At 66.2% G+C, this 1,328-nt stretch carries 1 protein-coding gene; it reads left to right on the top strand.

All coding sequences use genetic code 11. The features are described 5' to 3' along the window. Positions 1 to 544: 544 nt before the first annotated feature. Positions 545 to 1,312 (top strand): IS5 family transposase, encoded by a 768-nt coding sequence (locus ACWGJM_RS49000; protein ID WP_453418276.1) that lies wholly within the window; start codon positions 545 to 547, stop codon positions 1,310 to 1,312. The last annotated feature ends 16 nt before the right edge of the window (positions 1,313 to 1,328 follow it).

Below are 1,328 nucleotides of genomic sequence, written 5' to 3'. Positions count from 1 at the left end.
AATGAGCCCTTTCCAACCTGATCAGTGAGCCTGCCCCGTACTGCTCGCACCGAGTGGCAGGCCACCTTCAACGACGCGGCTGAACAGGGGCCTGGCCTACCATCGGGCCCACGCAGCGGCTGCCAGGCACCAACTTGCACCGGCATTCCGAGGTGGCCGATCTCATCCGGTTGGGTGCGCCTATCCCTCAAGCCAGGCCATGAAGCGCGTGCGCTCTTCGCCGCACCGGCCGCTGCCGGAGGTGTGGGAGCTGTTTGGGGTGAAGGTGGAGCCATACGGTCCGGAGGTAAGCGTGCAAGCTTCCCGTACGGGCTGCAGAGCGTAGTAGCCGAATGCGGCCAGTCCCACGACCAGCAGGGCAGTCAGCAAGGAGCGGCGGGCTATCGGGGAAGGCATACTCGGATTCTATGGCGCGTCACATGCACGGGGCGCACTGAGGTCTTGCCAACCTACCGGGCGAGACGAGCAGTTGGGCTGACAGACAGGTGAAGCCCCTGATAGATGGGTTTTCGACCAAGAAATCCGTCTCCACCAGAGGCTTCCTATGCTTGTCTACCCGTCCGGTGTTGATGTGTCCAGTTCTGCCCTGCGCTTCCTGTCCACCAAGCTCCGTCAGCGCCGCCGGGAGCTCGGTACCCGCTGGCGGCGGCTGAGTGCCGGCCGACAGACCCTGCTCACGCTCGCCCATCTCCGCAACGGCCACCCGTATGCCCACCTCGCGGCCGGGTTCGGCATCGGGACCACGACCGCGTACCGGTACATCACCGAGGCCGTCGAGGTCCTGGCCGCTCTCGCGCCGACCCTTGCGGAAGCGGTCCGGACAGCATCGTCCAAGGCGTTCGTGCTGCTGGATGGGACCCTGCTGCCAATCGACCGGATCGCTGCGGACCGGCCTTACTACTCGGGGAAACACAAGAGGCACGGGATGAACGTGCAGGTCTTCGCCGATCCCTTCGGCCGGCTGTTGTGGGTCTCACCGGCCTTGCCCGGCGCCGTCCACGACGTCCGCGCGGCTCGCGAGCACGGCATCGTCGACGCTCTCGCCGAGGCCGGCATCACGTGCTGGGCCGACAAGGGCTACCGGGGTGCCGGCGGCACGGTCCGTACCCCGTACTGGGGGCGGTGGGAGACTCTTTCCACCGGTCAGCAGGCGGTGAACCGGTCCCATGCGAAGATCCGCGCCCTCGTCGAGCAGGCCATGGCCACCCTCAAGTCCTGGCGGCTCCTTCGCAAGCTCCGGTGCTCGACCACCCGGATCACCTGCCTCGTCCAGGCCGTCCTCACCCTGCATTTGGCCAGCTCAGACCGATGATGAAAAAGCCTCAATG

It is taken from the genome of Streptomyces sp. NPDC054834 (assembly GCF_053611185.1).
The sequence above is the reverse complement of the archived record's forward strand: the minus strand, read 5'-3'. Positions and strand labels throughout refer to the sequence as shown.

Bases quoted from the DNA above. Each gene is read 5' to 3' on its own strand.
- ACWGJM_RS49000 (WP_453418276.1), top strand. From the start codon at position 545: ATGCTTGTCTACCCGTCCGGTGTTGATGTGTCCAGTTCTGCCCTGCGC.